This window comes from Pseudoalteromonas umbrosa (genome assembly GCF_030125375.1).
Classification (GTDB): domain Bacteria; phylum Pseudomonadota; class Gammaproteobacteria; order Enterobacterales; family Alteromonadaceae; genus Pseudoalteromonas; species Pseudoalteromonas umbrosa.
Genome location: NZ_JASJUU010000007.1, coordinates 355,211 through 379,229 on the forward strand (window position 1 = coordinate 355,211; position 24,019 = coordinate 379,229).

23 protein-coding genes are annotated in these 24,019 nt (G+C 41.0%); 7 read left to right on the forward strand and 16 right to left on the reverse strand.

The annotated features are described in order from the left end of the window. Positions 1–26: 26 nt before the first annotated feature. On the forward strand, positions 27–2,003 hold the full coding sequence (locus tag QNM16_RS21105) for a winged helix-turn-helix domain-containing protein (RefSeq protein WP_284022250.1): 1,977 nt from the start codon (positions 27–29) through the stop codon (positions 2,001–2,003). Between the two features lie 77 nt (positions 2,004–2,080). On the opposite strand, the gene rpmG is transcribed toward QNM16_RS21105, so the two are convergent. The 3 genes from rpmG to radC form a co-directional block, all read right to left on the reverse strand. Continuing rightward, positions 2,081–2,236 carry a 50S ribosomal protein L33 gene (gene rpmG, locus QNM16_RS21110; RefSeq protein ID WP_005493124.1) on the reverse strand — a complete coding sequence of 52 codons (156 nt, stop codon included), beginning with the start codon at positions 2,234–2,236 and terminating at the stop codon, positions 2,081–2,083. Between the two features lie 11 nt (positions 2,237–2,247). Beyond that, entirely contained in the window at positions 2,248–2,484 is a 237-nt protein-coding gene (gene rpmB, locus QNM16_RS21115) for a 50S ribosomal protein L28 (protein ID WP_023397288.1), read from the reverse strand. Between the two features lie 277 nt (positions 2,485–2,761). Beyond that, complete coding sequence (gene radC / locus QNM16_RS21120) at positions 2,762–3,436, reverse strand: RadC family protein (protein ID WP_284022251.1); 675 nt, start codon at positions 3,434–3,436, stop codon at positions 2,762–2,764. A gap of 172 nt (positions 3,437–3,608) precedes the next feature. On the opposite strand from radC, the gene coaBC reads away from it, so the two are divergent. The 3 genes from coaBC (at position 3,609) to QNM16_RS21135 (ending at position 8,389) form a co-directional block, all read left to right on the forward strand. Continuing rightward, complete coding sequence (gene coaBC / locus QNM16_RS21125) at positions 3,609–4,808, forward strand: bifunctional phosphopantothenoylcysteine decarboxylase/phosphopantothenate--cysteine ligase CoaBC (protein ID WP_284022252.1); 1,200 nt, start codon at positions 3,609–3,611, stop codon at positions 4,806–4,808. A 121-nt stretch (positions 4,809–4,929) separates the two neighbouring features. After that, positions 4,930–5,517: a nucleoid occlusion factor SlmA gene (slmA, locus tag QNM16_RS21130; protein ID WP_284022253.1), complete on the forward strand. Its 588-nt coding sequence runs from the start codon at positions 4,930–4,932 to the stop codon at positions 5,515–5,517. 118 nt (positions 5,518–5,635) lie between these two features. Continuing rightward, positions 5,636–8,389 carry a S9 family peptidase gene (locus tag QNM16_RS21135; RefSeq protein ID WP_284022254.1) on the forward strand — a complete coding sequence of 918 codons (2,754 nt, stop codon included), beginning with the start codon at positions 5,636–5,638 and terminating at the stop codon, positions 8,387–8,389. 60 nt (positions 8,390–8,449) lie between these two features. Here QNM16_RS21135 and QNM16_RS21140 read toward each other — a convergent pair whose 3' ends face one another. After that, a complete protein-coding gene (locus QNM16_RS21140; RefSeq protein ID WP_284022255.1) occupies positions 8,450–10,663 on the reverse strand; it encodes a YgiQ family radical SAM protein in 2,214 nt (737 codons plus the stop codon). A gap of 233 nt (positions 10,664–10,896) precedes the next feature. After that, on the reverse strand, positions 10,897–13,095 hold the full coding sequence (locus tag QNM16_RS21145) for a bifunctional diguanylate cyclase/phosphodiesterase (protein WP_284022290.1): 2,199 nt from the start codon (positions 13,093–13,095) through the stop codon (positions 10,897–10,899). Between the two features lie 182 nt (positions 13,096–13,277). On the opposite strand from QNM16_RS21145, the gene QNM16_RS21150 reads away from it, so the two are divergent. Then, a complete protein-coding gene (locus QNM16_RS21150) occupies positions 13,278–13,817 on the forward strand; it encodes a hypothetical protein (protein ID WP_284022256.1) in 540 nt (179 codons plus the stop codon). Then, positions 13,807–14,676: a TIGR03899 family protein gene (locus QNM16_RS21155; protein ID WP_284022257.1), complete on the forward strand. Its 870-nt coding sequence runs from the start codon at positions 13,807–13,809 to the stop codon at positions 14,674–14,676. The genes QNM16_RS21150 and QNM16_RS21155 overlap by 11 nt, the downstream gene beginning before the upstream one ends. 78 nt (positions 14,677–14,754) lie before the next feature. Here QNM16_RS21155 and QNM16_RS21160 read toward each other — a convergent pair whose 3' ends face one another. From QNM16_RS21160 to QNM16_RS21210, 11 genes are all read right to left on the reverse strand, one after another. Continuing rightward, positions 14,755–15,516, reverse strand: coding sequence for a TIGR04219 family outer membrane beta-barrel protein (locus QNM16_RS21160; protein WP_284022258.1), 762 nt, complete (start codon positions 15,514–15,516; stop codon positions 14,755–14,757). 4 nt (positions 15,517–15,520) lie between these two features. Further along, positions 15,521–16,507 carry a DUF2333 family protein gene (locus QNM16_RS21165; protein WP_284022259.1) on the reverse strand — a complete coding sequence of 329 codons (987 nt, stop codon included), beginning with the start codon at positions 16,505–16,507 and terminating at the stop codon, positions 15,521–15,523. An 8-nt stretch (positions 16,508–16,515) separates the two neighbouring features. After that, positions 16,516–17,031, reverse strand: a complete 516-nt coding sequence (locus QNM16_RS21170; protein ID WP_284022260.1) for a copper chaperone PCu(A)C — start codon at positions 17,029–17,031, stop codon at positions 16,516–16,518. Positions 17,032–17,138: 107 nt separating this feature from the next. Beyond that, a complete protein-coding gene (locus tag QNM16_RS21175; RefSeq protein ID WP_284022261.1) occupies positions 17,139–17,462 on the reverse strand; it encodes a hypothetical protein in 324 nt (107 codons plus the stop codon). A gap of 8 nt (positions 17,463–17,470) precedes the next feature. Further along, entirely contained in the window at positions 17,471–17,671 is a 201-nt protein-coding gene (locus tag QNM16_RS21180) for a PspC domain-containing protein (protein WP_284022262.1), read from the reverse strand. 9 nt (positions 17,672–17,680) lie between these two features. Beyond that, positions 17,681–18,358, reverse strand: a complete 678-nt coding sequence (locus QNM16_RS21185) for a PspA/IM30 family protein (protein WP_284022263.1) — start codon at positions 18,356–18,358, stop codon at positions 17,681–17,683. Between the two features lie 170 nt (positions 18,359–18,528). After that, on the reverse strand, positions 18,529–19,542 hold the full coding sequence (dusA, locus tag QNM16_RS21190; RefSeq protein ID WP_284022264.1) for a tRNA dihydrouridine(20/20a) synthase DusA: 1,014 nt from the start codon (positions 19,540–19,542) through the stop codon (positions 18,529–18,531). 417 nt (positions 19,543–19,959) lie between these two features. Beyond that, positions 19,960–20,292 carry a hypothetical protein gene (locus QNM16_RS21195; protein WP_284022265.1) on the reverse strand — a complete coding sequence of 111 codons (333 nt, stop codon included), beginning with the start codon at positions 20,290–20,292 and terminating at the stop codon, positions 19,960–19,962. 263 nt (positions 20,293–20,555) lie between these two features. Next, on the reverse strand, positions 20,556–20,681 hold the full coding sequence (locus QNM16_RS21200) for a hypothetical protein (RefSeq protein WP_284022266.1): 126 nt from the start codon (positions 20,679–20,681) through the stop codon (positions 20,556–20,558). 182 nt (positions 20,682–20,863) lie between these two features. Beyond that, positions 20,864–21,880: a UDP-glucose 4-epimerase GalE gene (galE, locus tag QNM16_RS21205; protein WP_284022267.1), complete on the reverse strand. Its 1,017-nt coding sequence runs from the start codon at positions 21,878–21,880 to the stop codon at positions 20,864–20,866. A 65-nt stretch (positions 21,881–21,945) separates the two neighbouring features. Then, positions 21,946–22,809: a hypothetical protein gene (locus QNM16_RS21210; protein WP_284022268.1), complete on the reverse strand. Its 864-nt coding sequence runs from the start codon at positions 22,807–22,809 to the stop codon at positions 21,946–21,948. Between the two features lie 288 nt (positions 22,810–23,097). Between QNM16_RS21210 and QNM16_RS21215 the strand changes: the two genes are divergently transcribed. Beyond that, on the forward strand, positions 23,098–23,997 hold the full coding sequence (locus tag QNM16_RS21215; RefSeq protein WP_284022269.1) for a phosphoribulokinase: 900 nt from the start codon (positions 23,098–23,100) through the stop codon (positions 23,995–23,997). Positions 23,998–24,019 lie beyond the last annotated feature (22 nt).

Consider the following 24,019-nt stretch of genomic DNA (forward strand, 5'->3'; position numbering starts at 1 on the left):
AATATTTATAATAATCAATAATAAAAATGAAATACATCATCAATGGAATTACCTTTGATACGCAGCAAAGGACTTTGTCAGTAGCCAATGAGCAAGTATATTTAGAAGCTAAATCATTTCAATTGCTGTCTGTCTTCATTGCCAATAACCATGTAATCCTAACGCGAGATACACTCATTGATTTAGCTTGGGACGGTCGTATTGTATCAGACAGTGCGATTAACAAAGCCATATCAAAACTTCGCCAGCACTTAGAAACCCTCCAACCCAATTCCAGCATTATTCAAACCAAACCTAAAATCGGCTATGTATTTAGTGCAGATGTAACAACATCAGCCCCACAAAAAAAACAGATAATTAATCAAGCCGTTTTGCTCTCAATTTGTCTACTCGTTTTTATCGCCATCGTATTTTACGCCATTCGATGGTCATTAAGCGGGCATGATCCAATTCCATCCCCTTTGCAATTAGAAAGGCTCACTGCACATGCTGGCATTGAGACAAGAGCTAGCACCTCTTTTAATGGCAAGCTCACTTACCTTAACACCAACCATGCGCAAGGTACCCAACATCTCTACCTCAAAGACTTAAATACACAGCAGACTCATTTATTGCCTATTACAACCGCACAACTCCAGTCACACAGTATGAGCGCTGATGGTCAATACATCGCTTATGTTACTCAACAAGAAGAGCAGTGCAGTGTTAAGTTACACACAATAGATGATGTAACTGATACTGATGCTTTTGACTGCAGCAATATGGCTAACTTAAAGCTTGCTTGGCAGCATGATAACAAAGCTATATTCATAAGAGCCCGGGAAAATAATGCCAGTCCATTTACCATATTTAAGTTTTTACTAAATAGTCAAAAGCTCATTCAAGCCTCATTGCCAGCGGAACATTATGATATGAAAGGTGACTACTTATTAGCTGCGCATCCAAAAAAAGAGCTCTTTGCGTACGCTCGCTACCTAGCGCCCGATCTCACAGAAATTCACCTTGTAAATAGCGAGTCGTTAAAAACAATACAAATGACAAAGTTTGCAGGAGCGATAACAGCGATGGGCTTTGGTGAAGACGCACTCTACTTCAGCGAACAACACTCTCTATATCAACTTGATATTGATACCAATCAAATAGAAAGGATCAAAAATACCAGCTATCCAATTGAATCTTTGGCCATTACACAAGTTAAAGAAAAGGATCTACTGATACACAGCCAGTACCATATCAGCTCCGAAGTGAAAGCGTTTCATATCAAACGCAAGCAAAGCCAGTCATTATTTGACAATGCTGCGCTCAACCGATTACCACAGCGCACTAACGAAGGGCACTTAATTTATGTGTCTAATACAGAGCAACAACATGAGCTATGGATAATCAGAAATAACCAAACAACAAAACTTGCTTTGCCTTTTGAATTTGGATTTAAACGTTACCAACCACACCCAGTAACAGAGACTATTCTATTTGAAAAACAAGGTGCCTTGCTTGAACTTGATTTAAACACACACGACTTACAGCAAGTCATTGACCCTAAGCACAAAGCATATGTGGCCAACTATCATGACAACGGTGAGCAAATAATTTATAGCAGTAATAAGCAAGGAGAGTGGCAACTGTGGTTATTTGACCGAATAAAACAGAGTCATACACAACTTACAAATAACGGGGGATATAGCGGATATTATTATCAAAACCAACTTTACTATACAAAACGACACGTCAGTGGGATTTGGACAATAGACGAAGGTAAAGAGCTACTATTGCTCCCTCATGTGAGTAACATCAACTGGCTCAATTGGCGAATATTGGCTGGCAATATTTATTACTATAAGCCGGATGATGGTATTTGGTACTACGACATCGAGACAAAACAGCAACAACGTGTACTAGCACAGCCTGATGGTTTTGTGCATCAATACACTATCAATGATGATGCTATTACATATATTAAGTTAAAGCCTATGCAAGGTGATATACACGCTCTCAGACTTTGACATACCTTCAAGTCTGTAAATTTCAGGCAACAAAAAACCCAGTACAAGACTGGGTTTTTCAAATCTTAAAGCAAAAATTACTTGATTTTCGCTTCTTTGAAGATCACGTGCTTACGTACTTTAGGATCGTACTTTTTGATCTCCATTTTTTCAGGCATGTTACGCTTGTTCTTGTCGGTAGTGTAGAAATAACCAGTACCAGCAGTTGAAACTAAACGGATCTTATCACGCATGATTTAGCTCCTTATACTTTTTCGCCGCGAGCACGGATATCTACTAATACCGCGTCGATGCCTTTTTTATCAATAATACGCATACCTTTAGTAGTAGTACGTAGAGTAACGAAACGCTTTTCACTTTCAACCCAGAAACGGTGTGTTTGTAGGTTAGGTAGGAAACGACGCTTAGTTGCGTTGCGCGCGTGTGAACGGTTGTTACCAACAACCGGGCGCTTACCTGTAACTTGACAGACTTTAGACATGTCTATGTATCTCCAATAACTTCGCTCGAGCTTAATTTCCCCTTAGGCCTTACACTGGTGTGCCCCGGGTAAAAACAAAGGGCGCTCTTTATACAGCATCTGCAGGCAGAGATCAAGGACCTGATGGTATCCTAGTCAGCTCATGGGTAAAATTTGATAGCGGCCAATTATAATGATCATAGGCCCCTGTGGAAAGTAAAAACTGCATTTAAATTAAACTATTTTATAAAATTTAAGCGAAATAACGGTTTGCAGCCTAAAAATGCTCAATAAAAGCTCATAGTAGGCCCATATCGGCAAATGAAACGCAGCGATTTCCCGCAACAATGATGTGATCTAAGACTTTGATATCCATTAATGCTAAAGCTTTTTGTAGTTTCTCTGTCAAAATTTTATCTGCACGGCTTGGTTCACTGATACCTGATGGGTGATTATGGGCAAAAATAATTGCTGCCGCATTGTGTTTTAACGCAGCTTTAACCACCTCCCGAGGGTACACTGAAGCAGAATTAATCGTACCCCGAAATAATATTTCATCATTAATGAGTTGATACTGGCTATCCAGATATAACACCATAAATACCTCATGCTCTAAGCCCTTTAATTGCATGCTCAAATAATTGTGGACCATGGCCGGGCTTTCAAACTTATATTCGCGTTTGCATCCCTCTTTTAAATATCGCTTGCAAAGCTCCAAAACTGCCTGAAATTGTACATATTTAGCCTCCCCCACTCCTTTTAGCGCGACAAATTCAGCCTGCGAAGCATTAAATAAACGCTGTAGTGACTCACATTGTTGCAATAAAGAATCTGCGAGTTCAATCGCATTCATGCCAGTTACACCGGTGCGCAGAAAAATAGCCAAAAGCTCGGCATCACTGAGCGCACCAGGCCCCTCATTCAGCAACTTCTCCCTAGGCCTAGTATGTTTTGGTAATTGGGTAAGCTGCATGCTCTCTCCTTGTAACGGTGCTTATTCCTTAGTCTTAGCTCTTTATGTAACATGCCAGCCAATAAAAAAAACGCCCAAAACGAGCTTATTTACGCAGTTATACACTGTATGATTCAAAACAACCTAGTGGCTGTGATATCTTTAGCCCAGTTTAAGCTGTGGAAATGTGAAGATGAACTTAGCTGGCAAAAAAATAGTATTGGGAATAAGCGGTGGTATTGCTGCGTATAAATGCGCAGAGCTTGTAAGACGCTTAAAAGAGCAACATTGCGAAGTCAAAGTTGTGATGACAGACTCTGCAAAGCAATTTATTACCCCGTTAACCATGCAAGCTGTTTCCGGAGAGCCAGTATCAGACTCCCTACTCGACCCGCAAGCTGAAGCTGCAATGGGGCATATTGAGTTTGCCAAATGGGCTGATTTGATATTAATCGCGCCCGCGACTTGTAATACAATCGCCAAGATGGCCAATGGTATTGCTGATGACCTGCTGACAACTTTAGTGCTTGCTACACCTGCTAAAGTTGCTATTGCGCCAGCAATGAACCAGCAAATGTATGCGCACCCAGCCACACAAAAAAACTTAGCAATGCTATCGACTTATGGCGTAGCCATATGGGGACCAGGCAGTGGTGAGCAAGCATGTGGTGATGTTGGTAAAGGGCGAATGCTAGAGCCCATGGAGCTATTAGGGCACTGTATTACAGCACTTAACCCAACACCAAAATTGCTTAAAGGTCGAACTGTAACGATTACCGCAGGACCCACTCGTGAAGCACTCGACCCAGTGCGATATATCACCAATCATAGTTCTGGCAAGATGGGCTATGCCCTAGCACATGCAGCACACACCCTAGGCGCAACAGTCAATTTAATTTCAGGGCCTGTTAATATAGCAGCGCCACAAGATTTAAATATCACGACAGTTAGCAGTGCCACTGAAATGCATGAAGCTGCGCTCAAACTGGCACCACAGTCAGATATATTTATTGGATGTGCCGCCGTTGCAGACTATCGCGCAGCTGATATTGCCGACCAAAAAATCAAAAAACAGGGCAATGAAATGACGCTTACTCTAGTCAAAAACCCTGATATTATTGCGTCAGTGGCAGCTTTACAGGATAAACGCCCTTATACAGTTGGCTTTGCTGCTGAAACTCAAGATATTCAGCAATATGCACTGGGCAAATTAAAAAACAAGCACCTTGATATGATTTGCGCCAACGATGTTTCACAAGAAGGTCTTGGTTTTAACTCAGATAACAATGCCTTAACTTTATTTTGGGCAAATGAACAACGAACATTACCAACTTCTAGCAAAACAGAGTTAGCACTCACTGTCATTAAAGCAATTGCAGGTAAACTTAGTTGACCTAGTGTTAAAAGGCTGGAAAGAAGCTGAATAAAACATTAACATAGGTCTTTATCAAGTATGGACCTAATAAAAACACACCATACAGACCAGAATAACGATAATTATTAAAGGAAAGTTCATGCCAGCGACTAAACGCAGTAATCGCAAAGAGCAAATTCTTCAATCTCTTGCGCAAATGCTTGAAACTAGCCCAGGTCAACGGATCACAACTGCAAAGCTCGCAGCTGAAGTAGGCGTTTCAGAAGCCGCTCTATACCGTCATTTTCCAAGTAAAGCGAGAATGTTTGAGGGGCTAATCGAATTTATTGAAGACACGTTGCTTTCAAGGATCAACATCATTTTAGAAAATGAAAAAGATACGCAAAGTCGCGTGTATAATATTCTTCACTTGCTACTGACCTTCTCTGAGAAAAACCCTGGTATTACACGCATTTTAACAGGTGACGCACTGCAAGGTGAACAAGAGCGTTTGAGAGAACGTGTGCAAAGCCTATTCGAAAAACTTGAAACACAATTCAAGCAAGTTTTAAGAGAAAGAAAGCTGAGAGAAGGTAAAGCATTCAACAGTGATGAAGCAGCACTCGCCAATTTATTCTTAGCACATGTTGAAGGCAAAATGAATCAATTCGTTCGCAGTGATTTTAAAGCTAAACCCACTGCAACTTTCACCAATCATTGGCAAGAACTACAACGCATTTGGTTGTAACTAGAAGCGGTACCTAACCGCTTCTAACGCTTTTTCACTCCCACATAACGCAGCATGATTTTGTTTAAGCATTAAAAGTGTTACAAAGACACACTCAATAAATAAAATAGACAGAATCATGAAGTATACTTATTCGCTTATAGCAGCGGCTTTATTTTCTGGTCAAGTAATGGCCAACAAAGCCCAACTCGAATTCTCCGATGTTTTTGACTTCAAATATGCACAAGGCACGCAATTAGCTGAAGATGGCAAAGTGCTCGCATTTAGTGCCAAGCCTTATCGAGGAAATGCACAGGGGCAAGTATATAACCTAGCTACGAATAAGCTGCTCGCGACTGTTGAACGTGGTACAAAAGCACATTTGAATAAATCGGCTACTTGGGCTGCGTTTATTCAAACTCCGACTTTGCTTGCGTTGGAAACAGCCAGTAAAAAAGAAAAAAAAGCACTAAAAAGCAATCTGGTACTTGTAAATACGCAAACAGGGAAGCAACAGCGCTTCGAGCACGTCAAAGACTATCAACTCAGTGATGATGGCCGCTGGTTAGCCTATCGCGAAGATAAAAAAACAGAGCCAAAAGACGCAACGCAAAGCGCAGACGCCCCTAAAATCAGCGCAGATAAAAAAGATAAGCCGCTGACATTAGTAGTTGTCGATTTAACAACAAGCCAAACACAACGCTTTGATAATGTTGTTAATTATGGCTTAAGCCCCGCCGAGTATGGTGTACTATTCAGTCAACATGATGAAACTGGTGCCAATAATCAAGTTCAGTATCTAGACTTAACAAACAACACAACCAGTCCTTTATTTAGTGAGCCTGGCATTACAGTCAGTGCAATAGCGTGGCATCCCTATTCTAGCATTGTGGCATTTAACCTTGGCAACTACGTAAACGAAGATAAACGTCGTCGCAGCTACGAAGTGACACTTTGGGATGCAAACACGGACAAGCTAAGTACCATAGAAAATCCAGCTGGCTGGTATAGTTCAAAAACGGCAAATCTCGAATGGTCTGAGCAAGGTGAACGACTCTATTTTGAAAACCGCCCACTGCTAAGCGACAAGGTAGAAGAGCTCAAATATAATAATGACACCTCTTTAAGAGACTTTAATACCATTCGCCAACAATCTGGGCTACAAATTTGGCACAATAATGACCCTGAGATTAAAACCCGCGAACAAAATACGTGGAAAAAAACCAACCGCGAACGCCAATACCAAGCGGTTTATCATATAGAGTCGCAGAAGGTTGTTCAGCTAGCTGATGAAACAGTGCGCGATGTCACCCTCAATACAGAAGCCGGTTTCTTATTAGGTAAAAATGACCAGCCTTACCTAGAAAAAGTCATGTATAAAGGCTTTTATGCCGATTATTATGCAGTCAAAGTCAGTACAGGTGCAAAAGGCTATATTGTTAAAGACTCGCCAAATCAGCCTTCACTGTCTCCAACGGGACGACATGCTGCTTATTTTCTTAACGACCAAATTTGGCTAAAAGACTTACACCAACAAAAGGAACACGCGGTCAGCCAAGCTGTTCGCCAAGCGATTTTCGCGGATGACCAGCATGATTACCCAGAACCAAATCCAGGTTATGGCTTTGCTGGATGGCAAAAAGATGGCAGCACCTTATATGCCTACAGTAAATACGATATCTGGGCTTTTGATAGCGCGACAGGCAAAGCTAAGCGCCTAACGGCTGGAAAAGAAACCAACACTCGCTATCGTGTGATCAACCTAGATAAAAAGCAGGTCGGCTTTGCAAAAGACGAGACGCTCTTTTTATCTGCCCATAACTTACGAAATAAGCAAACGCATGTTGCTAAACTAAGTCTTGAAACCGGTAAACTAGAAACCGTACTAGAAGGGAAAACCCGATTTGATCTGGTGAAAAAAGCAAAGCATGCAGATAAGTTTATTTTCACTCAGCAAAGCTATCACCAGTTCCCTGATTATTGGCAAACAGATAGCCAATTTACACAAGCTCAACAAATTACCAACCTTAACCCGCAAGTGAGTAAATTTGCTTGGGGTCAAAAACCTGAACTGGTTCAATATAAGGGCTACAATGGCGAAAACCTGCAAGGTGTGCTTATCAAGCCTGCTGATTATAAACCAGGTCAAAAGCTCCCTGTGGTTATTTATTTCTATCGATACATGAGTCAACGCATGTATGACTTCCCTAAAATGGAACTCAACCACAGACCTAATTTCCCAATGTTCACGTCCAACGGTTACGCTGTATTTTTACCAGATATTCGCTTTGAAATTGGCAAGCCGGGACCATCATCAACACAAACCTTGATCAATGCAGCGCAAAAGCTGATTGATATGGGTGTTGCTGACAAAAATAAAATTGGTTTACAAGGCCACTCTTGGGCTGGTTATCAAAGCGCTTTTGCTGTGACACAAACAGATATGTTTAAAGCCGTCGTATCTGGTGCCCCGGTATCAAACATGACTTCTGCATACAGCGGAATCCGTTTAAAATCAGGCCTTGCTCGTCAATTCCAGTACGAAACAGGGCAAAGTCGAATTGGTAAAACGTTGACAGAAGCGCCTGAGTTATACATTGAGAACTCGCCGGTATTTTTTGCAGATAAGGTGAATACGCCGATTCTACTGATGTTTGGGGACAAAGATGGCGCGGTACCATGGCAAGAAGGTATCCAATACTACTTAGCACTACGACGCCATAATAAAGACGCTATATTCTTACAATATGAAGGTGAGCCACATCACTTGAAGCAGTTCCCGAATCAAGTGGATTTCTCAGTGCGCATGATGGAGTATTTTGACCACTACTTACGTGATATGCCTGCACCTGAGTGGATCACATCAGGCAAAGCCTATCGCCCTGAAAATTGATACCGTCTAGTTGTACGGGACAACCGTCCAAAAAAAGCCGCACTGAGCGGCTTTTTTATTTTAATGATGTGTTGGCTTACTCTTGTTCGGCTTACGTTTATTTTTACCAACTCTAGGTTTTGTATTCGCTTGATTAAACTGGCTAAACCCAGTGTGCTTTGTCAGAGCTTTATTACCACGCTTTTGCCCTGAGCCCGTTTGTCTACCTCGCGTGCTTTCATCAGGCACTAAGCATTCAGGTCCTCGACCGATTAAGTGTGCTTTACCCATGTTTTTCAGCGCTTCACGGATCTGTGGCCAGCCCGCAGGATCATGATAACGCAGAATGGCTTTATGCAAACGACGCTGACGCGCACCTTTTGGTACCGCTACTTCCTCGTGATTGTTTTTGATGTTACGCAACGAATTCATTTCAGTGTGATAAATCGTGGTTGCATTGGCCATAGGCGATGGATAAAAATTTTGTACCTGATCTAACTTAAAGTCGTGTGCTTTCAACCAAAGTGCCATATTCACCATGTCTTCATCCGTTGTACCTGGATGCGCAGAAATGAAATAAGGAATTAAATATTGCTTTTTGCCTGCCTCTTTTGAGTACTTATCAAATAACTCTTTAAACTTATCATAGGTGCCCATACCGGGCTTCATCATCTTCGATAGCGGGCCACTTTCAGTATGCTCAGGTGCAATTTTTAAGTAGCCGCCAACATGGTGGGATACCAGCTCTTTGACATAACGCGGATCTTCAATCGCCAAGTCGTAGCGAACACCTGAAGCTATCAGGATCTTTTTAACCCCTTCAACATCTCGTGCTTTGCGATACAGTTCTATTGTCGGAGTATGATCTGTGTCCATGTGCTTACAAATATCAGGATACACACACGATAAACGACGACAGGTGCTTTCCGCTTTTTTACTCTTACAACGCAGTTTATACATGTTTGCGGTCGGGCCGCCTAAGTCCGAAATCACCCCAGTAAAGCCCGGTACTTTATCTCTGATCTGTTCTATTTCTTCAATAATAGACTCTTCTGAACGACTTTGAATGATTCTACCTTCATGCTCAGTGATCGAGCAGAAACTGCAGCCCCCAAAACAGCCTCGCATAATATTGACTGAGGTTTTGATCATGTCATAGGCTGGGATCTTGTCGTCGCCATAAGCTGGGTGCGGAATACGTTGATAAGGCAGCCCAAATACATGATCCATTTCTTCTGTTTCTAGTGGAAATGCAGGTGGGTTTACCCAGACTGAGCGATCTCCATGACGTTGGAATAAAGCCCTTGCACATCCTGGGTTTGTTTCTTGATGCAAGATACGCGAAGCATGGGCATATAATGGCTTATTCACACTCACTTGCTCAAAAGCAGGCAGCTTCACATATACCTTTTCCCATGGCTTTAATCTTGGCGGCTGCACTGTGATTGGCTTTGCCGCTTCACTTTTCAAATCAATACCCGCTTTGGCAAATTCAGACTTGCTACACCCCATATCATCGGCACCATATGGGTTTGGAATAGGGTCAATCTTCCCTACTTTATCAATGGCAGTTGAATCACTGCCTCGCCAACCTTCAATTGGCGTCTTACGAATGACCGCGGTGCCTCGTACATCTTGAATTGTGTCAATGGTCTCGCCGTTGGCAATGCGATGTGCTACTTCTACCAATGGGCGCTCAGCATTACCGTAAATCAAGATATCCGCTTTGGCATCAAAGATTACACTACGGCGCACTTTTTCTTGCCAGTAATCATAATGTGCAATGCGGCGTAAGCTAGCCTCAATACCACCAATCACAACAGGTACATCTTTATATGCCTCACGGCAGCGTTGGCTATACACAACCACGGCTCTATCAGGACGCTTACCACCTATATTGCCAGGTGTATAAGCATCATCATGGCGGATCCGCTTCTCTGCAGTATAACGATTGATCATAGAGTCCATATTGCCAGCCGTTACACCAAAAAATAGGTTTGGCTTACCCAGTGACTCGAAGGCTGTTTTATCGGACCAATCCGGCTGCGCAATAATACCTACTCTGAAGCCCTGCGCTTCAAGTACTCGACCTATCACCGCCATACCAAAGCTAGGGTGATCGACATATGCGTCCCCTGTAACAATGATGATGTCACAACTGTCCCACCCTAAAGCATCCATTTCAGCACGGCAAGTTGGTAAAAATGGGGCTGGGCCAAAGCATTCAGCCCAGTATTTAGGATATGAGAAAAGCGAACGCTCCGCTTTTAACCCGGAGACCTTTGATGTATTCATAAAGTGACGGCTCAAATAATTTGCAAGGTTACTATTATACCCCAGCGGCACGCTATACCGTACTATAGATGGTGAAAGTATGAGCTAAAAAACCTAAATCACTGTAATTATTAATCTAAAATAAATTAAAAACAGGAATAAATTACGACTACAGGAAAATTATCGTCTTTATCGGTTAAACTGCGAGGTAATTATCTACACATTAGACATACGCAATATTTACTTGAAGTTATTCATTTGTCATGATCAGTGGCATTTAAAAACACTAACAACTCATCTTTAGGCATGGGCTTCGCCAATAAGAACCCCTGTACTTCATCACAGCCCAATTTTTTAAGTACATCAGCTTGCTGTTGCGTTTCCACCCCTTCAGCGATGGTTTTCAAGCCCAAATGACGGCCTAACGATATCACCAGATCAGCAATAGCCCCGCTATCTGAATCGGGAATATCTTTGACGAATGCGCGGTCAATTTTTAAACGTGCAAGAGGTAGTTGTTGTAGGTAACTTAGCGATGAAAATCCCGTACCAAAATCATCAATTGCCACTTCAACACCAAAAGACTTTAATTCACCCAACGTCTCAATCACCGTTTTAACTTCATCCATTACCACGCTTTCTGTTACTTCTAATTCTATTTTTTCAGGGGAGACTTGGTAGTGAGTGATTGTACTTTTTACTTGCTCAGCGTAGTTATTCACTTTGAATTGCGGCACTGACACATTCACTGCTACGCTAATATCAATGTCTTGGGCACTCAGCTGATGTTGTAACTTACATGCTTGCTCCAGAACCCACTGGCCAATATCTACAATGAGTCCCGAATCCTCTGCTAGTGGAACAAAAATACCTGGAGAAATATAATCGCCGTTACCTGATGGCCAACGCAACAAAGCCTCACAGCCAATAACGTTATTGGTCTCTAAGCTAAATTGTGGTTGATACCAAACTTCTAACTTGCTCATTTCAAAGTCTTGCCTAAGTTGGCGGATCAAACCAAGTCGCCATGCCATTTTTTCTTCTAAGTCTGGCGTATACCAATCTAAAATCTTATTCGCTTGCTTTGCTTGATTCAGCGCGATGTAAGCTAACTTTAGCGTTTCTAGACCTAGGTGATGAAAGTCTGCTTGACGGCAAACACCAATATGAAAATGCATAGTTAATACATGTTCACCAACTTGATAAGGCACAGTAATGGTATCTACAAACCCCTGTTCATCAAACAACTGACTTGGTAGTAATAAGCCAAATACATCGGCACCAATACGTGACAATAGCTGGCTTTGTGGAAACTCAAGACAAAGTCGCTCTTTCACCGCGAGTAAAAGTAAATTGCCCACTTCCTGACCCAAGCCATTGTTGATATCCGAAAACTGTGCAATATCAAGCAGCACAAAAACTAAATCATCACTGCCGGGTTGATAAAACTGTGCGATGAGATCAACAAAATTAGCCCTGTTGGGTAACCGTGTAAGCGCATCTTTATATGCTACATCTCGCAACTCATTGATCAACTTTATGTTGTCAACGCCCACACCCACATTGGTCAAAAATATCTCAGCAAATTGCAATTGAGAAGCTGATGGAGGCTGCTCAACCTCCACAAAAATTGCAGCTTTTCGGCTTTTTCCCTCCAATAAGAAGGTAATATCATGGTCGGTGTGTTGGTGAACTTCGCGGTCAAAGCAGTTTTGCACTTGCATAATCACTCTGCCGTTATCTAACTGCTCCAATCCTTGCCCGATAAATTCTTCGTAGTGCTCTGTACCGCCAAATATAATCACGCGAGAACCATTAGTGACACCCGCTACCAACCCACTATCAAGGGCACCGATTATCTTGGCAAGCTGCTGCACCACAGCTTTACCGAATGAAACCATGTCTGTGTGACCCAAAATAGCCTGTGAAGCGTCTAGTATATTTGCCAAAGCCACACTTTGCTGCTCTAGTTCACAAATCTGTTGATAAGATCGAATTGCGGTCATCAATGATGTCACCAACTTACCGCGGGTAAGTTCAGTCTTCATTTTATAGTCATTGATGTCATATTCTCGGATCACTTTCTCTTCTGGCGCATATCCAGGTTGACCAGTGCGTAATATGATCCGCACCGCATGATTACCTATCTCCTCGCGGACTTGCTTAACCACGTTTAACCCAGCGTCATCGCTCTCCATCACAACATCAAGCAGTAAAACACATACCTCAGGTAGATTCTTTAAAGAAGCGACAGCTTCCTTTCCTGAATAGGCATGATGAAAACGTAGCGTTTTACCCCAAAACTCTACCCCAGATAAAGCAAGCTTTGTCACAGAGTGTATTTCAGGATCATCGTCCACAACCAGAACGTCCCAAAAGCCCGTATCACCTTCTTGGGTATCATGGGAAACTTCTTGATCTGCAAATAGAAAATCTTCTTGCTCAGACGCCATCATCCACCTTATGCTTAACCACATCAATTCTGCAAGAGCAGCTTTCTCTATATTTCATCTTATAAAATATGATAGGTTTTTACTATCGAGTTCTACATTCGTTAACACCCAAGTAATATTATAGACGATGTTCAAATACTTGCGCTCAGTTAAGGCGTAAATAAAACGTCGAGGGAGATCAAGTGCAACTAATTCAAACAGTCTTAAAAGTAATTATTTTTGGTGTACTGATCATCCTCATCATTGTAAATATGCTGCCCACAACATACCAAATCAACATTACAGCACCTATTTCTAAAGATCACCCTCATGCCTTAAAGTTCATTCTTTCAACGAAAAACTGGGTACAGGCAATAAATGTATTAGAATCGAGTAAGATACAATTACTGTCGATGCAAAATGAAGAGAAAGTAGGTGGGTTTGTCGCTTTTAATCACTCTCGCGGCAGAGTTGACGCAACATTAGTCGAAAAAAAACCTCATGAATTACAATATCACTTAAGGTTCCATGAGGAGCACCAAGCTAGGATGCGTATATTTTTTCAGCCTAAAACTCAGCAAATCACGGTATTAATCCATGGAGAAGTACTTTCTCCAATTATTGGCAGCTTAAATGCATTTCTTACCAAATATTATTTAGAAAAAATTGTACAAACGGCCGTCAATGAAATGAACTCTCAACTCCAATTACAAGTAATGGGGCAAGAAACTAATGACAATTAAAAGTGCCCAAGCCCGCTCAAGCTTAGCTTTACTTATCGAAGAAAAGCTTGGCTATGCTATGGTCAAACACGCAAAACCTGCAGCAACAAATGGACGCTTTACTTCTAGCTCTGCACAACAAAATAGCTTTTTTATCAAAAGTGAGCATGGCACACTAAAAAGAGCTTTAAAGAGGCAGCAACTTCAAAAAATACAACGTCAACAAAATATTGAAGCTGTCATGGGCATGTCCTTATCTCTTTGCCCGGATGTGACTAGCCGCGGTAGACCTGATCCAGATTGGCTAGAACACTTCATCTCCTTAGCAGAAGATATCGCCAATCAAACGATGCAAAAGTTATGGGCGAAAATACTTGTCGGGGAGTCTATTGCTCCAGGAACATTTTCGATTAAAAGCCTGCAAACACTAAAGTTAATGACGCAAAGAGAGGCCGAAGCGTTACAAAAATGTGCCTCATTGTGTGGCTATCTAGAAAAAGAAGATAGCTACTTAATAATTCTAGGGTACTACAAAAAACCTTCACTGTTAGACTTATTGAGAAAAGGCAGCACCGAAACAATCAACCTAGCGCAAGCAGGCCTCAGTTTTCCGCATATCCTCACGTTAATGGATATTAATCTGATGTACCGCCAAGAAATTGAATCTGCGAGCTTGCAAAAAGGCCAGTCTCTAACATTGGTTTACCAGAATCAAAAAGTGAACTTTGAAGCTAAAAGTAATGAACTGGTATTGAGTTATTACAAGCTGACACAAACGGGTGATGAGCTAAAAAAATTAATCAATACACCCGTCAATAAAACGTATCGACAACTGCTCAATAAAACTCTAGAAGAAGAGTTTTCACTTACCTTTGAGTAGAGCAAAAAAATAGCCCTCAAACGAATTTCGTCGCTTTAGGGCTATCCAAACTAGTGCATACTTATCAAGGTAAGTGAATTAGAAGTGTACTTGCAATCCGGCAAATGGACCTGATGCATCAATGTCAGAATCAAAGTCATCAATATCGTCTAACTCAAGCACTAAAGAGCGGTAACCAGCTCTTACAGCAACATCTACAGCTAAGTTATCGATAAACTCCCAAGCTACACCTATTTGATAATCTTGAACTTTACTATCGTCAATAGCGAGAAGACTACCTTCCGCAAACACACTCAACCCAGTTAGCGGTAATCCTACTTCTGCTCGTAAATAACCTAAAGGTACAAAACCTGAGAAATCGACTGTTTCAGTTACTTGAGAGCCGTTAACATCACCAGTAACAACTACATCTGCATCGAATTGCTTAGCGTTTATACCAAAGTCAAAAGAAACGAGATCGTTATCAAACAATTCGTAATAGAAAATATAATCAATATGATTTAAATCGGCGACAGTATTAGCTTGTGTACCAACGGTGAAGTTACTATCACCAAACTCAAACGTGTCCGTTAATGTTGTACTGCCCACTAGCTCAAGCTCAGTGTATTTCAGTTTTACATTAGGTACGAGCGGAACAGGATGTTCAAGGGCTGCGTAAAAGCTTGAAAAGGTCTCATCTTCAAAATCAAATGATTGAAGGTTACCTTTTTCTGCAAAGCTACCTTCAGGATCATTTTGCCACCCTTCGGCTCCTAAGTATAAACCTAATAAAGTATCAGCATGTGCTGCAGGTGTAAGGCAAGCCAGAGACAACGCTGCCGCTAAACAATACTTTTTCATTTTTTTATCCTTGCGCTAAAAGTTCACTGAGTTCTATTAGAGCTGCATTTGCTCTAGATATATAATTCGCCATCACTAATGAGTGATTAGCTACAAAACCAAAGCCACTGCCATTCAAAATTACCGGGCTCCATACAGTTTCCTGTGTGGCTTCTAACTCCCTAATAATTTGCTGTAAGCTCACTTTGGCATTTTTCTTTTCCAACACATCGGAAAAATCATGTTCTACAGCCTTCAAAAAGTGCAATAGTGCCCATGTTGCACCTCGAGACTCATAAAAAACATCATCAATTTTCCACCATGATGTCTTGACTACTGACTGCTGCTTACCCGCAGTCGCCTGAGCTGCATTTGCATCCCCTGCTAGGTCAGTATTTATTCGTTCTTGCCCAACACTGGCACTAAGTCTTTGACTCAGGCTACCCATGCGCTTTTCCGCTTCTTTTAACCAACCTCTCAAGTTATCTGCACGTGCATAAAACTGGCTATCAACTTGAGTTTGATTCGCTATCTGCGCTTGATACTCTTGTAAAAAATTAATTCCCGCTTGATACTCGCTTTCCGCGCTCGGTAATATCCAAGCTGTTGAGCTTATATTAAATTTAGGTTGCGCTTTCTTTAAACTTGGATGTTCAGTAGACTGTGATTGTGAACGGCTGAAGTCTTTGCGCATCGACAACGCTAAGTCTCTCGACATTTCAAGCACACCAAACTCCCAGGCTGGCATGTTATCCATTAAAACACTAGGAGGAAGCACATCATTTGACAAGTAACCTCCGGGCTTATCTAATAATGTTTGCATTACCTCAACTAACGTATTTGCTGTAACGTACCCTGTTACTAAAGTTGTTTTTTGCTCGTCAGCACGCAATTTTGCACGTTCTACCACATCAAACTGTTCAGGCTCAAAACTCCAATACACCGCCAATATATAACCTAAAACGACGATACCAGCCAGTGCGGCAAATACCTTGCCTTTATGTTCTTTCATCCTAGCTCCTAATGATGATGATGGTGTGACTCATTGGAAAATTCATCTTTTAAAGAAACAACTTTGATAGTACTTTCAACTTTTTCACCACCAGAAAAATATAGTGTGAGTTTGCGGGTTTCGCCTACTTTTAACTTAATTTTTGGATCAAAACCCATTAGGTGATAACCGCCTGGTTTAAATTCAACATGCCCTTTAGCTGAGACAATAAGCGCTTTTACAGGCTGCATTTTCATTATGCCGTTACTGTGAATATGCTCATGAATTTCAACACGACCTAGCCCTTCAATTTTAGCGCTTACAATAGTAATAGGCTTGTCTGTATTGTTGTGCAGCGTCATATAACCAGCCGTAGACTTCGCAGCCGGCAGAAAAGCACGAATCTTAGCTTTGTTAACCTGAAGACCCACTGAATCTTGAACCACTTGATGTTGATGATGGTCATGACCATCATGTTGATGATTATGAGCAGCTCCGAAAAAAGACAAAGACAACAGAGATACAAATGCAAACGCTTTACGCATGGCTGGATTCCTTTAATTCTGATTTAAACAGTATTAGATACGATGATTATACCGTTCTTGAGCACTGAATTCACAGCAAATTATATGGCCACCAGCTTTAAATAACATCAATATTCAGGGGCTTTTTCAAATACTAACCAAGCAAGTACCAATATCATAAATAAAGGAATTGCTATCATGACGGAGTTAAATAAAAATGCCAATACTAGCCCAATGAGCATAACTAACCCGACTCCCAGTATTCCGACACTGAGTAACGCCACAATCGCAATTCCACAAACCATCAGTAACAGAAAGCCAAAAAACTCTAAACCAACCCAACCTAACTCTTGAAACAAATCTGATAAGCCCAGTGCAGTATATGGAATGGATAACCATGAAAATAGCAGTGCCCCCAGTAATGCACATAATATTAACGCCACTGTTTTCATAACGCCTCCTATTTCTTATCTGATAAACAAAGCCACCCAATGAAGTAACCAATAATGCAAGGCCAAGTAAATTTTAATGCCATTAATACCAACAGCAAGCGAACTAACCAAACAGGTAAGTCGATGCGTTTTGCAACTTCACTGCAAACACCCGCAATTTTCTTTCTACCTCGAGGGTTCAAGGTACTCTCATATTTTCGTGAATGCATAGCTTTCTCCTACTGAGACAAAGGCTTACTTGACGATGCTAAAGCAACTTTTCGCTTTAAAGACTGCATCATGGACGTGACATTTTCATGTTGGATCAATCGATTCAATTCATCCATTGTTTTATGTGCTTGACTCGTAAATGAGTGACCATGTGGAGATTCTGTTGATGTGAGCTTTCTTTCCCACTCTGAGATATGTGACGCTAAATCTTGCATAGCGGGTCCATGCAAAGCTTGTTTTAGTTTAAGGCGTGCACGTAAACACTCTTCTTTAATACTGTGACTATGGCTTTCATTTTTAGTATTGCTTTGCTGGACTGACTGCAAAGCAATATACTCCTGCTCCAATTTATTTAACGCTTGAGACAAGTTTTCAAGATGCGTTTTTAATGACGATAATTTATTTTGACAGCTAAACTTTTCATTTAAAGCCGCCTTCGCCAAATCCTCTCTGCCCTTTTCTAAAGCGTACTGTGCTTTTTCATACCAGTCTGCAATAGCACCCTCATAGTTAACGACTTGTTTGCGGGCTGACGACGCTTCCGTTTTCAATTGGATAATGAGCGCCTGGATACGCGCAGATGCGTCATTGATATTCGGTGAACAGCGCTCTCTAGAGCAGGCATCACCGAGTAACGTGTTAAATTCCGATTTAATTAGATCTTCGATGCGGTTGATTAAAGCCATTACATGTTCCTTAATAACATATGATGACTCTAATGTTCCAAACTCTATGCCAAATATTAAAACCTATTAAAAACAGAAGCTTAATAAAATGTGTAGCACTTAAAAATAAAGTAGATGATTAAAATGTGGTAAATATGACCAAAAAATTGTTTTTTTGGTCATATATGATTTTAGACTTCAGGTACAAACGTAAGTGCTTTTTCCATGACGCTAATATCTGCGTCTTTCTTATGACCATTTTCAGATAAGTGACGTCTGTAGCCGCGTGCACCTGGTTGATTTTGGAAGATTCCCAACATATGACGTGCAATATGCCAGAAATTTGCACCACGCGTCATCTCTTGCTCAAAGTAATCATACATACTACGTACAACCTCATGACGAGTCTGTGTGAATGGTGCATCCCCATATAACTTTTCATCAACTTGTGACAGTAAGAAAGGGTTGCTATACGCTTCTCGGCCAACCATTACACCATCCAAATGCTCCAAATGATGCAGACACTCTTCTAGCGTCTTAACTCCGCCATTAATGCTGATATGCAGGTTCGCATAGTCTTGCTTTAACTTATAAACTCTGGGGTAATCAAGCGGTGGAATTTCTCTATTTTCTTTTGGGCTTAACCCCTGCAACCAAGCTTTTCTTGCATGAATAATAAAATCATCACACCCAACTTTATGGGATGCCTCAATCAAGGCTGTTAAGAATTCATAAGAATCTTGCTCATCGATACCAATGCGCGTTTTCACTGTTACCGGGATAGATACTTCTGCTTTCATTGCAGCAACACATTCAGCAACAAGGTTTGGTTCAGCCATCAAACAAGCACCAAACCGGCCGTTTTGAACTCTATCAGAAGGACAGCCAACATTTAAATTCACTTCATTGTAGCCATATTCTTGAGCGCGTTTAGCACACTCAGCCAGAGCTGTTGGATCAGAACCACCTAGTTGCAATGCAACTGGCATTTCATGCTCGCCAAACGCTAAATAATCACCTTTACCATAGATAATTGCACCTGTGGTTATCATCTCCGTATACAAAACAGCATGTTTGCTCAGTTTGCGATGAAATGTTCGACAATGCCGATCAGTCCAATCTAGCATAGGTGCAACGGAGAAGCGGCGAAACGCCGAATCGCTTGTATTTAGTGGGCTAACGCCTGATTTATCAGTACTTTTCATAGTGACTATTTTACCTGATTTGCGCTTGTTTTAGCCTATTTTTCGATGAATGGTACCCCATAGGCACCCCCAAAAAGTAGGACGGGAACCCTTTAAGGAGAGCTTCGAATGGCATTTTACGCAATAGAAAAACGCAAGACTACAAGCGGTGAAACTCGATACAAGTGTCGAGTTAGAGCAAAGTTTAATGGCAAGATTATACACAATGAAAGTAAAACATTCAGCAAAATGAGCATAGCCGATAAATGGAGTCGCAACGTGTTGAAGAGGTGGAAGAAGAGATTTTGAAGGGAATAGAGCAAAACTGTCCCCCTAGGTGTTCTTTTAGACATGTATACAAAAAGCAATGAATGACAAAATGACAATACAGAGGCAATAATGACAAAAACACAGCACAATATCTCTGTATGACCTAATTTAAAATTTTGAATACAGCCCTCTTTTTCGTAAAATTAACTTAGCTGGGTAACTCACCAGTGCAATGAGTGCCAAGGTATTACAGACTACAATGATCAAACTATAAAAAGGGTTTAACGCATTAAAATCGAAATAGCCCCTTGCGATAAGCTGTGCAAGAGTTAGTGATAGTTCGATAAACATTAAATACAACACTGTCCGCGTGATATTCGAAAACGCACATTGTCTGATTTCATGGAGCAAAAACAAAGAAACAAAAAATAAGGATAGGTTTAATAAAATAGAGAAGTAGAACAAACGCCTGAGCGAGATAGTATCCATAGATAGAGACATGATATGCTCAGTTATCGTAGTACCAGTTATGTAAAATACCACAATACATAAGCCTGTTAGGAAACAAGAATGGAGGATATGATCTTCTGTGCTTTTTAAGCTACTCTTACCACCAAAAAATAAGCTAAACCTTCTTTCCCAAAACATAACAACTAAAAATAAAACGGCTAAAAGAAAAAGCCCCCTAAAAGACCAATCAATATAAGTAAGTATCTCATTAATATACATCCTTTTCTGCCCACTCTTATAATTCTGATATTTTTCTATCGTGGAAACTCGAGTAACCTTTGCATCATTTCCGGAGGGTTTTTACCATTGTGCGTCCCACCTTGTACAAAACTCATTTCTCTATCAGATAATACTCGCAAGATTTTTTTCTGCAATTTCATGAGACAAAGCCTTATAATGAATATTTTTATAGCAGAAAATGTAACAACCCAATTTTGACAAGTCAAACATCAGTATACCGTTAAACTAAACAGTAATTAGGCATTTATCCTATGCTACAAGAGCCTTGTTTTGAGGTTATTCATCCTACATAACCTCAAAATCACACAGTAAATACAAGGTATTATGAACTATAGCCTCTAGGGTTGTTTTTCTGCCATTTCCAAGAATCTTCCATCATAGAATTTAGCCCTCGCTCAGCCACCCACCCTAACTCTTGCTTGGCCTTTTCAGGTGCGGCATAACAGGCTGAAATATCGCCTGATCGACGAGGTTTAATATCATAAGGAATCGTTTTATTCGATGCAGATTCAAACGCCTTCACCATATCTAAAACAGAGTAGCCATTGCCAGTACCTAAATTATAAATATGAACGCCATTTTCAGTGCTTATCTTCTGTAGAGACTTCAGGTGCCCTATTGCCAGATCAACAACATGAATGTAATCCCGCACACCTGTCCCATCATGGGTATCATAATCATTACCAAATACACCAAGCTTTTCTAGCTTACCTACCGCGACCTGTGTGATATAAGGCAATAGGTTGTTGGGAATACCATTGGGGTCTTCACCAATTAACCCTGTATGATGTGCACCTACGGGATTAAAGTAACGTAAGATAACAAACGCCCATCTGTCGTCAGACTTAGCAACATCTTGCAAAACCATTTCCGCAATCAGTTTAGAAGTGCCGTATGGGTTGGTGGTACCACCAACAGGAAAATCTTCACGAATAGGTAGGCTATCTGGATCTCCATAAACAGTCGCTGATGAACTAAATACTAACTTAAATACATTCGCATCTTTCATCGCATCCAAAAGGTTAAGCGTTCCTTGAACATTTGTCTGGTAGTACTCTATTGGTTTTTGTACCGATTCACCTACAGATTTTAGCCCAGCAAAGTGGATAACTTGGTCTATATCATGTTTTGAAAAGACAGAGTCTAAAAAATCGCGGTCTAATACGTCCCCTTCATAAAACGTAACATCTTTACCTGCAATCTCTTTAACACGACTCAGCGCCACCTTGGATGAATTGGAAAGATTATCAACTACAATAACATCATCACCTTGGTTGAGTAACTCCACGACAGTGTGCGAGCCAATATAACCCGCCCCACCTGTAACTAAAACCACCATGTTTTTCCTACCTAAAAATATATCATATACACTGGCTATATCACCGAGCTCGAATTATATAGCGTTTATCGCGCACAGACAAAAGCCAAACTACCCTCATAATAGCTTAATCTGGTAATATTCGTATCACAATAGTCTTGCAAATTGCGCCATAAAGATACAGATTTAGGTGTATCAATATCCCTTGTATATATTTTATTGTCTAGTGCATAGGCCACAACATTGTCGTTCATCCAAGTATAATCCCGAATAGTGCTAGGTAATCTGAAGTGTTTTCGAACTGAATTATGCTGACTTGAGTAGGTTGCAAACCACTGTTCGCCATCTACCATATATGTAAAACTATATATATCTCTCGCAGAATTATAAGCTAGGCTGCGTCCAATATCTTTTGCTACAACCTTAGGCAAATGTCCTGATAGATTTGTAAACTGTAGCGAATGTGGCTGGCCTAAAATGAACAGAATAACCTCTTCATTTTTACCCCAAACATGATAACCCACAGGTTTAATATGCTCGAAAATACGTGATGTCGATTGTGATTTATCCTCTGGGTAAAACCACAGTCTTTGCTCCCCAGACTTTTCTACTACTATGGTTGATATGCCTTTTTTATGTGGGAAAATTGTAGGGGAATACTCTGATTCAGGCGTATTCGTCAAATTAGTATGCGAATTATCGTCAAAGCGGTATAAAAACAAATCTGTTTGAGATTGCCCCTGCACTTCAACTTCTTTAGTGTAGTAGACCCCATCGTCTGTTATCAGTGGCTGATTATTATAGGCACTTTTATCTGTCAGGGGCTGCACAGTAAACCCGCTCTCTCCCTCTTGTGCCAACCATATTTGGCTTTTGGGCATTGCAGCCTGTACATGTGTAAGGATAATAAAGCTACACACCACCAGCGCATTATTTATGGCTTTATACATTGTGATTCCTTTTTATTTTTGATCTTACCCAGTACACACTTCAAAAACCAATAAAATCTCACATTTAAATACACCCACGATATATGAAAAATAACCTATGCTCGCAAAGCGCTTGCGAAATTTTTGTCTTTCAGTAACATCAAATTAAAGTTCCAGTGATGATGGCAGCGAATTTGTTATGCTTCACATGACTTAATGCAGAAGCGCGATTGGTGCGCAACAACACTCGGCTAGCACGCTGTTAAATAAGTGAGGCCGCGATTAGATTCCGTTTTTATTGAGGTTATCATGTCACAACAACATCCAATCATTGCTATCACAGGAAGCTCAGGCGCTGGAACCACCACCACCACTAATGCAATTAAACATATTTTCCGCAGTCTCGACGCCAAAGCCGCACTCGTTGAAGGAGATAGCTTTCATCGCTACACGCGCCCTGAAATGGATAAACTCAAACGCGAAGCCTTACAAGAGGGCAAGCACCTAAGTTACTTTGGCCAACAAGCCAATGACTTTGCAGCCCTTGAAGAGTTATTTGCCAGTTATGGAAAGACAGGAAACGGGAGTATACGTAAGTACTTACATACATTCGATGATGCTGTTCCTTATAATCAATTACCTGGCACATTTACACCATACCAAGACCTAGAAAAAAACACTGATATGCTGTTTTATGAAGGCTTGCATGGTGGGGTGGTAACAGAAGAACATAATGTGGCTAAACATGTCGACTTACTCATTGGCATGGTGCCTATCATTAACCTTGAATGGATCCAAAAGCTCATTAGAGACACACATGAGCGTGGCCACTCACGAGAAGCTGTAATGACTTCTATCGTGCGAAGTATGGATGATTATATCAATCACATCACACCACAATTTTCTCGCACACACATTAATTTTCAGCGCGTACCAACAGTCGATACATCTAACCCCTTCAGCGCGAAAGACATTCCTTCACTGGATGAAAGTTTTGTGGTGATCCGTTTTCGCGGCATTGAAGATGTGAACTTCCCTTATTACTTGCAAATGATTGAAGGCAGCTTCATGTCACGGGTCAATACCTTGGTTGTCCCTGGTGGTAAGATGGGTTTGGCGATGGAATTGGTATTAACACCACTTATTAAAGATTTGCTCATCAAAAAACGTGCCTATGAAAATTTAGCACCCACAGAGCTCAACATTTAAATTTGCCTTATTTCACGTTCCC